Origin of the sequence: Pilimelia anulata (assembly GCF_014647895.1) — a bacterium.
GTDB lineage: Bacteria > Actinomycetota > Actinomycetes > Mycobacteriales > Micromonosporaceae > Pilimelia > Pilimelia anulata.
On sequence record NZ_BMQB01000005.1, the window covers coordinates 204,819 to 218,400 of the forward strand.

Here is a 13,582-nt window from a genome sequence, read left to right on the forward strand (position 1 = left end):
ATGACTGATCTTGCCAAGCAGACCGATCTGGTCACGCTCACCATCGACGGGGTCGAGGTGCAGGCGCCCAAGGGCGAGCTGGTGATCCGGACCGCCGAGCGGATGGGCATCGAGATCCCCCGCTTCTGCGACCACCCGCTGCTGGCCCCGGCCGGCGCCTGCCGGCAGTGCCTGGTCGAGGTGGAGGGCCAGCGCAAGCCGGTGGCCTCCTGCACCCAGACCGTCGCCGACGGGATGGTCGTGCAGACCCAGCGCACCTCGGCGGTCGCCGACAAGGCGCAGCGGGGGCAGATGGAGTTCCTGCTCATCAACCACCCGCTCGACTGCCCGATGTGCGACAAGGGCGGCGAGTGCCCGCTGCAGAACCAGGCGATGTCGACCGGCCGGTCCGAGTCGCGGTTCCACGAGCACAAGCGCGAGTACGTCAAGCCGATGCCGATCTCCTCGCAGGTCCTGCTGGACCGCGAGCGGTGCGTCCTCTGCCAGCGCTGCACCCGGTTCTCCGAGCAGATCGCCGGCGACAAGTTCATCGACCTGATGGACCGCGGCGCCGCCGAGCAGATCAACATCTACCGGGACGACTACTTCGGCGGCGACGGCGACGGGTCCACGCCCGGCGAGGCCGACGCGCCGTTCCAGTCGTACTTCTCCGGCAACACCGTGCAGATCTGCCCGGTCGGCGCGCTCACCGGCACCCAGTACCGGTTCCGCGCCCGCCCGTTCGACCTGGTCTCCACGCCGAGCGTATGCGAGCACTGCTCGTCCGGCTGCGCCCAGCGCACCGACCACCGGCGCAACAAGGTGCTGCGGCGGCTGGCCGGCAACGACCCCTCGGTGAACGAGGAGTGGAACTGCGACAAGGGCCGCTGGGGCTTCCAGTACGCGCAGGCGTTCGACCGGATCACCGACCCGCTGGTCCGGGACGCGAACACCGGCGAGCTGCGCAAGGCGTCGTGGAGCGAGGCGCTGGCCCGGGCCGCCGAGGGCCTCACCGCCGCCCGGGACGGCCGGGGCGCCGCGGTGCTGACCGGCGGCCGGCTGACGATCGAGGACGCGTACGCGTACGCGAAGTTCGCCCGGCTGGCGCTGCGCACCAACGACATCGACTTCCGCGCCCGCCCGCTCGGCGGGGACGAGGAGGCCGAGTTCCTGGCCGCCTGCGTCGCCGGCCGCGGCGACGTCCGGTTCACCGACGTGGACGCCGCCCCCGCGGTCGTCCTCGCCGGCCTGGAGCCGGAGGAGGAGGCGGGGATGCTGTTCCTGCGCCTCCGCAAGAACGCGCTGTCCCGCAAGCTGCCGGTGTACGCGCTCGCCCCGTTCGTCAGCCGCGGGCTGGAGAAGATCGGCGCGACCGTGCTGCCGACCGCGCCGGGCGACGAGGCCCGGGCGCTGGCGTCCGACGCCGCGCTGGTCGAGGCGCTGTCCCGGCCGGGGGCGCTGCTGTTCGTCGGCGAGCGGATCGCCGCGACGCCGGGTGCGCTGTCCGCCGCCGTCACGCTCGCGGTCAAGACCGGCGCGAAGCTGGCCTGGCTGCCGCGCCGGGCCGGCGACCGGGGCGCGGTCGACACCGGCTGCCTGCCCAACGTCCTGCCCGGCGGCCGGGCCGTCACCGACGCCGCGGGCCGGGCCGAGCTGGCCGCCGCCTGGGGTGTCGCCGCCGACGCGCTGCCCGGTACGCCCGGCCGGGACACCGACGGCATCCTCGCCGCCGCGGCCGCCGGCGAGCTGGACGCGCTGGTCGTGGCCGGCGTCGACCCCGGCGACCTGGCCGACCCGCAGGCCGCCGAGGCGGCGCTGGACCGGGTGGGCTTCCTCGTCTCGATCGAGCTGCGGCTGTCCGCGGTGAGCCGGCGGGCCGACGTGGTCCTGCCGATCGCCCCGGTGGCCGAGAAGCCGGGCACGTTCCTGAACTGGGAGGGGCGGCTGCGGCCGTTCACGCAGGTGCTCACGTCGGCGGCGATGCCGGACGCCCGGGTGCTGGACGCGCTCGCCGGGCAGCTCGGCGTGGCGCTGCACGCGGGCGACGTCGACCTGATCCGGCGCGAGCTGAGCGGGCTGCCGGCGGCCAACGGGTCCCGGCCGGCGCCGCCGCTGGTCGCGCCGGAGCCGGCCGAGCCGCTGGGCCGCGGGCAGGCGTACCTGGCCACCTGGCACCAGCTCATCGACCTGGCCAGCGCGCTGGACGGCGACGAGCACCTGGGCGGCACCGCCCGCCCGCCGGTGGTCCGGATCAGCCCGGCCCGGGCGGCGGCGCTCGGCGTGACCGACGGCGACCCGGTCACCGTCGGCACCGACCGGGGCGCCCTGACCCTGCCGGGCGTGGTCACCGACATGCCCGACACGGTGGTCTGGCTGCCGACCAACTCACCCGGCAGCACGGTGCACCGTACGCTCGGCGCGACCTCGGGATCGATCGTCACGATCTCGGTCGCCGACTCTGGAGGTAGCCAGTGAGGTCGTACGCCGCGGCGCCCGACCCGGCGCTCACCGACTTCGGCACCGATCCCTGGTGGATCGTGCTGATCAAGCTCGTCTTCACGTTCGCCGTCGGCATGGGCCTGACGGTGCTGGGCGTCTGGTTCGAGCGGCGGGTCGTGGCGCGGATGGCGCAGCGGCCGGGGCTCAACCAGGTGGGCCCGTTCGGCCTGCTCCAGACGCTGATGGACGGCGTCAAGGGCATGCTGAAGGAAGACCTGCTGCCGAAGAAGGCCGACAAGGTCGTGTTCTTCTTCGCCCCGGCGGTCTGCGCGGTGTTCGCGCTGACCTCGCTGTCGATCATCCCGTTCGCCGGCAAGGTGAACCTGTTCGGGCACGTCACGCCGATGCAGGTCACCGACGTGCCGGTGGGCGCGCTGATCGCGCTGGCCTGCTCGTCGATGGCGGTGTACGGCATCGTGCTCGGCGGCTGGGCGTCCGGCTCGACGTACCCCCTGCTGGGCGGGCTGCGCTCGTCGGCGCAGATGATCTCGTACGAGGTGGCGCTCGGCCTGTCCCTGGTCGCGGTGTTCATGACCGCCGGGACGATGTCCACCTCGGGCATCGTGGCCGCGCAGGCGCACGGCACCGAGTTCACCGTCGCCGGCCTGACGCTGCACGCGCCGAGCTGGTACGTCCTGCTGCTGATCCCGAGCTTCCTGGTCTTCCTGGTGGCCGCGTTCGGCGAGACCAACCGGGCGCCGTTCGACCTGCCGGAAGCGGAGTCGGAGCTGGTCGCCGGGTACATGACCGAGTACAGCTCGATCAAGTTCCTGCTCTACATGCTGAGCGAGTACGTCGCCATGGTCGGCATGTCCGCCATGATCACGACGCTGTTCCTCGGCGGCTGGCGGGCGCCCTGGCCGATCACGCTGTGGGACGGCGCGAACTCCGGCTGGATCGGCCTGCTCTGGTTCTTCGGCAAGGTCCTGCTGCTGCTGTTCCTGTTCGTCTGGGTCCGGGCGACGCTGCCCCGGCTGCGGTACGACCAGTTCATGCGGTTCGGCTGGAAGGTCCTGCTGCCGATCAACCTGGTCTGGATCGTGGTGCTGGCCGGCATCAAGACCATGCAGAACGAGGCCGCCGAGGCGCGGACCAAGTGGCTGGTCATCGCCGGCGCCGTGGTCGTGCTGGGCGTGGTCGCGCTGCTCTGGCCGAACAGCCGCAAGCCGGCCGACGGGGAGGTGCCGCTCGAGGAGCGGCTCGCCGCCCGGCCGGACGGCGCGTACCCGGTCCCGCCGCTCGACCTCCAGGTCCCCCCGAGCCCGCGCGCGCGCCGGGCCGTCGCGGAGCGCCAGCCCGCGAACGTCGCTACCCACTCCGAGGAGGTGTGACGTGGGCGCGGTAACCGATGCGGTGAAGGGCTTCGGCGTCACCTTCGCGCACATGTTCCGCAAGGTCGTCACGACCGACTACCCGTTCGAGCACCCGAAGACGGCGCCGCGGTACCACGGCCGGCACATCCTCAACCGCCACCCGGACGGCCTGGAGAAGTGCATCGGCTGCGAGCTGTGCGCCTGGGCCTGCCCGGCCGACGCGATCTACGTCGAGGGCGGGGACAACACCGAGGAGCAGCGCTTCTCGCCGGGCGAGCGGTACGCGAGCGTGTACCAGATCAACTACGCCCGGTGCATCTTCTGCGGCCTGTGCATCGAGGCGTGCCCGACCCGGTCGCTGACGATGAGCAACGAGTACGAGCTGGCCCGCGACTCCCGCCGGGACCTGATCTTCACCAAGGAGCAGCTCCTGGCGCCCCTGCTGGAGGGCATGGAGAACCCGCCGCACGCGATGCGGCTCGGCGACTCGGAGAAGGACTACTACATCGGCGCGCTGGCCAACCCCGGCACGTCGGCGGGCGCGGAGCACGCGACGACCGAGCCGCGCGACTACCTGGTCGGCGGGCCGGGCGAGCCGTTCCCCGGCGCGACCCAGCAGGCCGACCGGGCGGCGGCGCACGGCCCGCAGGCGGGTGTCGCCGACGGTGCGGCGGGCGGCGACGGGCCGGCACCGGCGACGAGCGGAAGGGGCCGCTGATGACCGGCCAGGCGGTGCTGGCGGCGGCCGGCACGATGTCCGGCGGCGAGCTGGCCGCGTTCTGGGTGCTGGCGCCGCTGGCGGTGCTCGGGGCGATCGGCATGGTCACCGCCCGCAACGCCGTGCACTCGGCGCTGTGGCTGGTGCTGACGATGCTCTGCCTGGGCGTGTTCTACGTGATCCAGGCCGGGCCGTTCATCGGCGTCGCCCAGGTGATCGTGTACACCGGCGCGATCATGATGCTGTTCCTGTTCGTGCTGATGCTGATCGGCCGGGACGCGTCCGACTCGCTGATCGAGACGCTGCGCGGGCAGCGGACCGCGGCGCTGCTGCTCGGCATCGGCTTCGCCGCCCTGGTCGGCACCGGCACGTACCGGGCGCTCGACGGCGCCCCGCCCCCGGTGGACTTCAGCCAGGAGGCGGTCAACAACAACGTCCAGGCCGTCGCCCGGGACATCTTCACCAAGTACGTCTTCGCCTTCGAGGCCACCTCCGCGCTGCTGATCACCGCCGCGGTCGGCGCGATGATCCTGGCCCACATCGAGCGCGGCCGGGACGAGAAGGTCACCCAGCCGGAGCTGATGCGGGCGCGGTTCCGCCCCGGCGGCGGCCACCCGGGCGCCAAGGCCGGCCCGGGCATCTACGCCACCACGGACTCCAACGCCACGCCGGGCCGGCTGCCCGACGGCAGCCCGGCCCCGCAGACCGTGCCGTCGATCATGCCGCTGCGCGAGCTGACCGCGACCGAGATGGCGCCGAAGGGGACGGACGAGAAATGACCCCATCCGCATACATCGTGCTCTCGGCGGTGCTGTTCACCATCGGCGCCTGCGGCGTCCTGGTGCGGCGCAACGCCATCGTGCTGTTCATGTGCATCGAGCTGATGCTGAACGCGGCCAACCTGGCGCTGGTCACGTTCAGCCGGATCAACGGCACACTGGACGGCCAGATCATGGCGTTCTTCGTGATGGTGGTCGCCGCGGCCGAGGTCGTGGTCGGCCTGGCGATCATCATGTCGATCTTCCGGACCCGGCGCTCCGCCAGCGTCGACGACGCCAACCTCCTGAAGTACTGAGGTGCCCAGCGTGGAAACCACAACCTTCGCCGAGGCGACCGGGCTGCTCTCGCAGACCTGGATGCTCGTCGGCCTGCCGCTGTTCGGCGCGGCCGTCCTGCTGCTGCTCGGCAAGCGGGCCGACAAGTGGGGCCACTGGCTCGGCTGCGCCACCGTCGGCGCGGCGTTCGTGCTCGGCCTGTCGATGTTCCTGTCGCTGTCCGGGCTCGAGAACAAGGCCGTCGAGCGCAGCCTGTGGGACTTCATCGCCGTCGGCGGGCTGAAGGTCGACTTCGGGCTGCTGTACGACCCGCTGGCCGCCGTGTTCGTGCTGCTGATCACCGGCGTCGGCTCGCTGATCCACCTCTACGCCGTCGGGTACATGGCGCACGACCCCGGCCGCCGCCGCTTCTTCGCGTACTTCAACCTGTTCGTCGCGGCCATGCTGCTGCTGGTCCTCGGCAACAACTACGTGATGCTGTACTTCGGCTGGGAGGGCGTCGGCCTGGCGTCGTACCTGCTGATCTCCTTCTGGTACACCAAGCCGGCCGCCGCGACCGCCGGCAAGAAGGCGTTCCTGATGAACCGCGTCGGCGACGCGGGCTTCGCCATCGCGATCTTCATCATGTTCGCCACCCTGGGCACCACCCAGTACGACGAGGTGTTCAACGGCGTCGGCGGGCTCGCCGGCGGGACCGTGCTGGCGATGGGCCTGCTCCTGCTGCTCGGGGCGTGCGGCAAGTCCGGCCAGTTCCCGCTCCAGGCGTGGCTGCCGGACGCGATGGAGGGCCCGACCCCGGTCTCCGCCCTGATCCACGCCGCCACCATGGTCACCGCGGGCGTGTACCTGGTCGCCCGGTCCAACCCGATCTTCTCGGCGAACGCCGACCTCCAGCTCATCGTCGTCCTGGTCGGCGCGGTCACCCTGCTGATGGGCTGCATCATCGGCACGGCCAAGGACGGCATCAAGCGGATCCTGGCCTGGTCGACGGTCTCCCAGATCGGCTACATGTTCGTCGGCGTGGGCCTCGGCGGCGCCGCGTACGCGCTGGCGATCGTGCACCTGCTCGCGCACGGCTTCTTCAAGGCCAACATGTTCCTCGGCGCCGGCTCGGTCATGCACGCGATGAACGACGAGGAGGACATCCGCCGGTACGGCGGCCTGGCCAAGCACATGCGGGTCACCTGGCTGACCTTCGCGACCGGCTGGCTGGCCATCCTCGGCCTGTTCCCGTTCTCCGGCTTCTTCTCCAAGGAGCCGATCATCGCCGCCGCGTACACCGGCCACGGCTGGCGGCCCTGGGTGATCGGCACGGCGACGCTGATCGGCGCCGGCCTCACCGCGTTCTACATGACCCGGCTGTTCGTGCTCACCTTCCACGGCCCGCCGCGCTGGCGCGCCGACGCCCACCCGCACGAGTCGCCGCGGATCATGACGATCCCGCTGATCCTGCTCGCGGTCGGCTCGGTGGCGGCCGGCGGCCTGATGGCGACGACCGTGCCGGAGTGGCTGGAGCCGACCCTCGGCAAGCACGAGGAGGGCCACGCGGTCATCGGCCACTGGACCCTGACGATCCTCGCCACGCTGGTCACGCTCGCCGGGGCCGGGCTGGCCTGGGCGCTGTTCCGCAACGGCACGGCCGAGCAGGAGCAGCCCGCCGGGCCGCTGGTCACCGCCGCGCGCAAGAACCTGTACACCGACGCGTTCAACGAGGCCGTCTTCGAGAAGCCGGGCGTGTTCCTCACCCGGGCGCTGGTCTGGCTGGACAACCGCGGCGTCGACGGCGTCGTGAACGGGCTGGCGGCGGCGGTCGGCGGCGGGTCGGGCCGGCTGCGCCGGCTGCAGAACGGCTTCGTCCGGTCGTACGCCACCTCCGTGCTCACCGGGGCGCTGCTCGTCACGGGCGCGTTCCTCGCGATCCAGATGGGATGGCTCTCGTGACGTCCGCGGACTTCCCGTACCTGTCGTTGCTCACCGCGCTGCCGCTGCTCGGCGCGCTGGTGTTGGCGTTCGTCCCGCGGGACCGGGCGCAGCTCGCCAAGGTCATCGCGCTGGCCTGGTCGCTGGTCGTGCTGCTGCTCGGCCTGGTCATGTGGGGCGCGTTCCGGGCCGACGGGACCCGGATGCAGCTCCGCGAGTCGTACCAGTGGATCCCCGCCTGGGGCGTCCGGTTCACCTTCGCCACCGACGGCATCGGCCTGGTCATGCTGCTGCTGATCGCCGTCCTGGTGCCGGTGGTGATCCTGGCGAGCTGGCACGACGCCGAGCGGTCCAAGCGGTCGGTGCCGGCGTACTTCGCGCTGCTGCTGGCGCTGGAGTCGATGATGCTCGGCGTGTTCAGCGCCGCCGACGTGTTCCTGTTCTACGTCTTCTTCGAGGCCATGCTCATCCCGATGTACTTCCTCATCGGGTCGTACGGGCAGACCGAGAACGGCAAGCGGCAGTACGCCGCGGTCAAGTTCTTCCTGTACTCGCTCGTCGGCGGGCTGTTCATGCTGGCCGCGGTCGTCGGGCTGTGGGTGGCCGGCGGGCACACGTTCGACTGGCAGGCGCTGACCCAGATCGACATCAACGAGGGCACCGCGCGCTGGCTGTTCCTCGGCTTCTTCATCGCGTTCGCGGTCAAGGCGCCGTTCTTCCCGTTCCACACCTGGCTGCCGGACGCCGGCGGCGCCGCCCCCGCCGGGGCCGCCGCGCTGCTCGTCGGCGTGATGGACAAGGTCGGCACGTTCGGCATCCTGCGCTACTGCCTGCCGCTGTTCCCGGAGGCGTCGCGCTGGTTCGCCCCGTACGCGCTCGGGCTGGCGCTGATCGGCGTCATCTACGCCGCGCTGGTGGCGATCGGCCAGTCGGACATGAAGCGGCTGGTGTCGTACACGTCGATCGCCCACTTCGGCTTCATCGGCGTCGGCATCTTCGTCTTCACCACCCAGGCCGGCAGCGGCGCGGTGCTGTACATGGTCAACCACGGCCTCGCCACCGGCCTGCTGTTCCTCGTCGTCGGGATGCTGGTCACCCGGCGCGGGTCGGCCCGGATCGGCGACTTCGGCGGCGCCGGCAAGCAGCTCCCGCTGCTCGCGGGCATCCTGTTCTTCGCCGGCCTGGCCTCGCTGGCGCTGCCCGGCACGGCGCCGTTCGTCTCCGAGTTCCTGGTGCTGATCGGCACGTACACGGTCAACAAGCCGGTCGCGATCATCGCCACCCTCGGCATCATCCTGGCCGCCGCGTACGTGCTGTGGATGGTCCAGCGGACCGTCCAGGGCACGCCCAACCCGGCGCTGGCCGACCTCGCCCCGATGCGCAAGGACCTCAGCGTCCGGGAGAAGGTCGTCGTGGCCCCGCTGGTGGCGCTGCTGCTGCTGTTCGGCTTCTACCCGAAGCCGCTCACCGACGTGATCAACCCGGCCGTGGAGGCCACCATGGCGGACGTGGGGGCCAAGGACCCGGCGCCCACCGCCGTGCGGGCGGAGGAGAACCGATGACGGAGTTGGAGCTCCCGCCGATCGCGTACGGCGCGATCGTGCCGCTGCTCGTGCTGTTCGGCACGGCCTGCGTCGGGGTGCTGGTCGAGGCGTTCGTACCGCGCCGGCTGCGCTATCCGGTACAGCTCACCCTCGCCCTGGCCGGCCTGCTCGCCGCGCTGGTGCTGGTGATCGTCCGGTCCCGGGCGGACAACTTCGCGGTCGTCACCGCCGGGCACGCGCTCGCCGTGGACGGGCCGACGCTGTTCCTCTGGGGCGGCATCATCGTCCTCGGCCTGGTCGCGCTGCTGCTGATCTCCGAGCGCTCGCTGGAGGTCGGCGGCCCGTTCGTCGCCCAGGCGGCGATCACCGCCGGGTCCGAGATCGACCGGCGGCAGGCCGCCCGCGCGGCGGGCGGCACCGAGGTGTACCCGCTGGTCGTCTTCGCGATCTTCGGCATGGGCATGTTCGTCGCGGCCAACGACCTGCTGACGATGTTCATCGCGCTGGAGGTCTTCTCGCTGCCGCTGTACCTGCTGTGCGCGCTCGCCCGGCGCCGCCGGCTGCTGTCCCAGGAGGCGGCGGTCAAGTACTTCCTGCTGGGCGCGTACGCCTCGGCGTTCTTCCTGTTCGGCATGGCCCTGGTGTACGGCTTCGTCGGCACCGGCGGGGTGGAGAGCACGGTCAGCCTGACGTTCGCGCAGATCAACGAGGCCGCGACCAGCGCCAGCCGGGGCACCGGCCTGCTGTTCGCCGGGCTCGCGCTGATCGCCGTGGGCCTGCTGTTCAAGGCCGCGGCGGCGCCGTTCCACGTGTGGACGCCGGACGTGTACCAGGGCGCCCCGACCCCGGTGACGGCGTTCATGGCCGCCTGCACCAAGGTCGCCGCGTTCGGCGCGCTGCTGCGCGTGTTCACCGCCGGCTTCCCGGCGAACTCGTGGGACTACCGGCCGATCCTCGGCGTGATCGCCGTGCTGACCATGGTCGTCGGCGCGGTGCTCGCGGTCACCCAGACCGACATCAAGCGGCTGCTCGCGTACTCGTCGATCGCCAACGCCGGGTACCTGCTCGTCGGCGTGCTCGCCTTCAACCGGACCGGCCTGTCCTCGACGATGTTCTACGTCGTCGCGTACGGCTTCTCCGTGCTGGCCGCGTTCGCCATCGTGACGATGGTCCGCGACGCCGACGGCGAGGCCACCCACCTGTCCCGCTGGGCCGGGCTGGGCAAGCGCTCACCGGGGTACGCCGGGATCTTCACCTTCCTCCTGCTCGCCTTCGCCGGCCTCCCGCTGACCAGCGGCTTCACCGCGAAGTTCGCCGTCTTCGGCGCGGCCATCGAGGGCGACCAGGCGTGGCTGGTGGTGGCCGGCGTGATCACCAGCATGGTGCTGGCCTTCCCGTACCTGCGGGTGGTCGTGCTGATGTGGCTGTCCGAGCCGGGCGAGCAGACCCCGACGGTGTCGGTGCCCGGCCTGGCGACGTCGATGGCGCTGGCCTTCGGCGTGCTGGCGACGGCGCTGCTGGGCGTCGCCCCGCAGCCTGTGTTGGACCTCACGGACACCGCGGCGCAGTTCCTGCGCTGAGCGCCGGCGTGGGCCGCCCGATTTCCCGGCGATCATGTCTGATTTGCCGCTGAAATACCCTTGTCGGCCCCGGTGAATGGCCGGGGTGGCCGGGTGGGGGATGCGGCGGTGTGCAAGGGTGGGGATGTGGTGAGGACCCCTCAGACGTACGCCCACCGCGGTAGCAACAGCGCCGGCGACCACGGCACCGGTGACGACCGCGGGGCCGCCGCGCGCAACCGGCTCGGCGCGATCGGCGTGCACGTCGGCGACGAGGCGCTGGAGCGGCGGGTGGCCGCCGTGCTCGCCGACGTCGAGGTGGCCCTGCGGGAGAAGGTCGGCAGCGGCGACCCGCTCGTCGCCGAGGCCGCCGCCCACCTGCTGTCGGCCGGCGGCAAGCGGTTCCGGCCGCTGCTGGTCGCGCTCGCCGCGAGCTTCGGCGACCCGGCCGCGCCGGGCGTGGTCGACGCGGCGCTGGTGGTCGAGCTGACCCACCTGGCGACGCTGTACCACGACGACGTGATGGACGAGGCGCCCGTGCGCCGCGGCGCCCCCAGCGCCAACGCCCGCTGGTCCAACTCGCTGGCCATCCTCGTCGGCGACTTCCTCTTCGCCCGGGCCGCCCGGGTCGCCGCCGACCTCGGGCCGGACGCGGTGCGGATCCAGGCCGAGACGTTCTCCCGGCTCGTGCACGGGCAGATCGCCGAGACGGTCGGCCCGCGCGCCGCCGACCCGGTCGCCCACTACCTGCACGTGGTCGCCGAGAAGACCGGCTCGCTGATCGCCACCTCGGCCCGGTTCGGGGCGATGTTCGGCGGGCTGCCGGCCGCGCAGGTGGCGGCGCTGGCCGGGTACGGCGAGACGATCGGGGTGGCCTTCCAGCTCTCCGACGACCTGCTGGACATCGCCAGCGACGCCGGCGAGTCCGGCAAGACCCCCGGCACCGACCTGCGCGAGGGTGTGCCGACGCTGCCGGTGCTGTACGCGCTGGCCTCGGCCGACAGCGACGCGGGCGCGGTCCGGCTGCGCGAACTGCTCGCCGACGGCCCGATCACCGACGACGCGCTGCTGGCCGAGGCGCTGGAGCTGCTGCGCGAGTCGGCGGCGCTGAAGCGGGCCCGGGAGACCGTCCGCGGGTACGCCGACCGGGCCCGGGCCGCGCTGGCCGCGCTGCCGGACGGGCCGGCCAGGGCGGCGCTGACCACCCTCTGCGACCTGGTCGCCGACCGCACGGGCTGACCGTCCCGCGGGCTAGTTGCGCGCGACGTAGTGCAGGCCGATGTCGGCATCGGGGAGCTGCGTCGGGTACACCGCCGCCTCGTCCAGCGTGCCGATCAGGTAGTTGCTGGTCGGCAGGTTCGTGAAGCCGGTCAGGCTCATGCCGGCGAACCGCCAGTAGCCGGTGAAGTTGGCCGCCGTGGTCGTGGCCGCGTCGGTCGCGGTCAGCGTGCCGTCCACGTACAGTTTCATCCCCGACGCGCCCAGGCTCGCGGCGACGTGGTGCCAGGCCCCGTCGTTGACGGTTCCGGCCGACCTGACCGTTTTGATCGAGCCGTTGTTGACCCCGAAGGTGACCCGGCCGCCGCTGTCGACGTACAGGACCCGGTCGTGGTTGGCGTCCGAGGCGCCCGTGGTCGAGCCGGAGAAGCCGATCAGGGTGCCGCCGGCGGTGCCGGTGAGCCGGACGAAGCACTCCAGCGTGAACGGGTTCGGGTTGCTGCTCGACGTGCCGTAGTACGCGCCGTTGGCGGCCGTGAAGCCCACGCCGTACGTGCTCGCCTGGTCGCTGCCGGACAGCGCCCCGTCCAGCCGGGAGGTCGACGGGGAGACGGTCGTGCCGCCGGCCCGGGCGCTGGTGATCTCGCCGGCGCTGAGCGCCCGCGGGTAGACCCGGACGTCGTCGATCCGGCCGATCCACTGGTCCGCCAGCGCCGACGCCCACTTGGACCGGCCGACGACCACGTTGGTGGTGGCGTCCCAGTCGGCGGACTTGGTGTTGACGCTGCCGTTGCCGCTCGCGTCGACGTACAGGGTGACGGTGTTGGTGGAGTCCACGTACGTGGCGGCGACGTGGTACCAGGTGTTCAGGTTCGCCGCGGTCGTCCCGACCACCTGGTCGACGGTCGGCGAGTCGGCGTCGGTGCGGGTGGTGACGACCATGAACCGGTCCACACCGCCGTCCCGCTTGATCATGAAGGCGCTGCTGTCGGTGCCGACCTGGGCGACGGCGGCCATGGTCGCGTTGTCGGCCGTCGCGTAGACCCAGGCCATCGCGGTCCAGTCGGTGTCGGTGGCCACCCGGGCGGCGCCGAGCGCGTACCCGGTGCCGCTGGTGACGGCGAACGCCGAGCCGTACTGGCCGGTGGCGTTCCAGCCGGCGTTCGCGCCGGTCAGGGTGGCCGGCGCGGCCGCGCCGCTGGCGTCGGCGGCGGTGCTGCCGGAGCCCTCGTCGAACTTCAGCCAGGGCGCGGCGCCGTCGGTGCGCCCGTTGTACGTGCCGCTGCGGCCGCCGCCGCTGGAGTCGGCCATCGTGGACGTCGCCGACGACGACTGCGCGTCCTCGCCGCGGTAGTACAGCGTGGGGGAGTCGGCCCGGACGGCGCCGTAATAGCTGAAATCGGTACCCATCGCCAGCGAATTGGCAAGGTTACGGGTGGTGGCGGAGAACGCGGCGGTCACCGGGTCGGCGGCGAAGGTGACCAGGGCCAGGGCGGCGAGCAGCACGAACAGCCGGCGGACCGCTGTCCGCCGGCTGGGCATCATCGCCCGCCCGTGCCCGTCCACGGGCGGGGTGCCACCGTGGGTCATCCGACCTCCGAGGTATCCGCCTCTGACGCTTTCTTATCGGCAGAATTCGGGTGATTGTGAAGCGCGATCACCCGGTTATACATCCGGCGAACCGGGCGAATCGGCATGTCGGGACAGGTTTCGCGGCGGATTCATGCGGCGTCCGGTTCGATCGGGTACGGGCCGATCGTTACGCGCCGTCGCGGTC

Annotated in this window: 10 protein-coding genes; 9 read left to right on the forward strand and 1 reads right to left on the reverse strand. The window is 72.1% G+C overall.

Annotated elements, in window-relative coordinates:
- The 9 genes from IEY94_RS13220 to IEY94_RS13260 all read left to right on the forward strand — a co-directional run bounded on the left by IEY94_RS13220 (position 1) and on the right by IEY94_RS13260 (position 11,826).
- Entirely contained in the window at positions 1–2,454 is a 2,454-nt protein-coding gene (locus IEY94_RS13220) for an NADH-quinone oxidoreductase subunit G (RefSeq protein ID WP_189170445.1), read from the forward strand.
- Positions 2,451–3,809, forward strand: a complete 1,359-nt coding sequence (nuoH, locus tag IEY94_RS13225) for an NADH-quinone oxidoreductase subunit NuoH (protein WP_189170446.1) — start codon at positions 2,451–2,453, stop codon at positions 3,807–3,809. The genes IEY94_RS13220 and nuoH overlap by 4 nt, the downstream gene beginning before the upstream one ends.
- Before the next feature lies 1 nt (position 3,810).
- Positions 3,811–4,509, forward strand: coding sequence for an NADH-quinone oxidoreductase subunit NuoI (gene nuoI / locus IEY94_RS13230; RefSeq protein ID WP_189170447.1), 699 nt, complete (start codon positions 3,811–3,813; stop codon positions 4,507–4,509).
- Positions 4,509–5,288: an NADH-quinone oxidoreductase subunit J gene (locus IEY94_RS13235; protein WP_189170448.1), complete on the forward strand. Its 780-nt coding sequence runs from the start codon at positions 4,509–4,511 to the stop codon at positions 5,286–5,288. Before nuoI ends, IEY94_RS13235 begins: the two co-directional genes overlap by 1 nt.
- On the forward strand, positions 5,285–5,584 hold the full coding sequence (gene nuoK, locus IEY94_RS13240; protein WP_189170449.1) for an NADH-quinone oxidoreductase subunit NuoK: 300 nt from the start codon (positions 5,285–5,287) through the stop codon (positions 5,582–5,584). The genes IEY94_RS13235 and nuoK overlap by 4 nt, the downstream gene beginning before the upstream one ends.
- Before the next feature lie 61 nt (positions 5,585–5,645).
- Complete coding sequence (gene nuoL, locus IEY94_RS13245; RefSeq protein WP_189170645.1) at positions 5,646–7,505, forward strand: NADH-quinone oxidoreductase subunit L; 1,860 nt, start codon at positions 5,646–5,648, stop codon at positions 7,503–7,505.
- Positions 7,502–9,046 carry an NADH-quinone oxidoreductase subunit M gene (locus IEY94_RS13250; RefSeq protein ID WP_229783802.1) on the forward strand — a complete coding sequence of 515 codons (1,545 nt, stop codon included), beginning with the start codon at positions 7,502–7,504 and terminating at the stop codon, positions 9,044–9,046. The genes nuoL and IEY94_RS13250 overlap by 4 nt, the downstream gene beginning before the upstream one ends.
- The gene (gene nuoN, locus IEY94_RS13255) at positions 9,043–10,608 is read left to right on the forward strand and encodes an NADH-quinone oxidoreductase subunit NuoN (protein ID WP_189170451.1); all 1,566 of its coding nucleotides are present in this window, start codon (positions 9,043–9,045) and stop codon (positions 10,606–10,608) included. The genes IEY94_RS13250 and nuoN overlap by 4 nt, the downstream gene beginning before the upstream one ends.
- Positions 10,609–10,839: 231 nt before the next feature.
- Entirely contained in the window at positions 10,840–11,826 is a 987-nt protein-coding gene (locus IEY94_RS13260) for a polyprenyl synthetase family protein (RefSeq protein ID WP_229783866.1), read from the forward strand.
- 12 nt (positions 11,827–11,838) lie between these two features.
- Here the strand turns inward: IEY94_RS13260 and IEY94_RS13265 are convergent, their stop codons facing one another.
- Entirely contained in the window at positions 11,839–13,395 is a 1,557-nt protein-coding gene (locus IEY94_RS13265; protein WP_189170453.1) for a LamG domain-containing protein, read from the reverse strand.
- Positions 13,396–13,582 lie beyond the last annotated feature (187 nt).

Excerpts from the sequence above, each read along its gene's own strand:
- nuoN (WP_189170451.1), top strand. The coding sequence starts at position 9,043 with ATGACGGAGTTGGAGCTCCCGCCGATCGCGTACGGCGCGATCGTGCCG.
- nuoK (WP_189170449.1), top strand. The coding sequence starts at position 5,285 with ATGACCCCATCCGCATACATCGTGCTCTCGGCGGTGCTGTTCACCATC.
- IEY94_RS13220 (WP_189170445.1), top strand. The coding sequence starts at position 1 with ATGACTGATCTTGCCAAGCAGACCGATCTGGTCACGCTCACCATCGAC.
- nuoL (WP_189170645.1), top strand. The coding sequence starts at position 5,646 with ATGCTCGTCGGCCTGCCGCTGTTCGGCGCGGCCGTCCTGCTGCTGCTC.
- IEY94_RS13235 (WP_189170448.1), top strand. The coding sequence starts at position 4,509 with ATGACCGGCCAGGCGGTGCTGGCGGCGGCCGGCACGATGTCCGGCGGC.
- IEY94_RS13265 (WP_189170453.1), bottom strand. The coding sequence starts at position 13,395 with ATGACCCACGGTGGCACCCCGCCCGTGGACGGGCACGGGCGGGCGATG.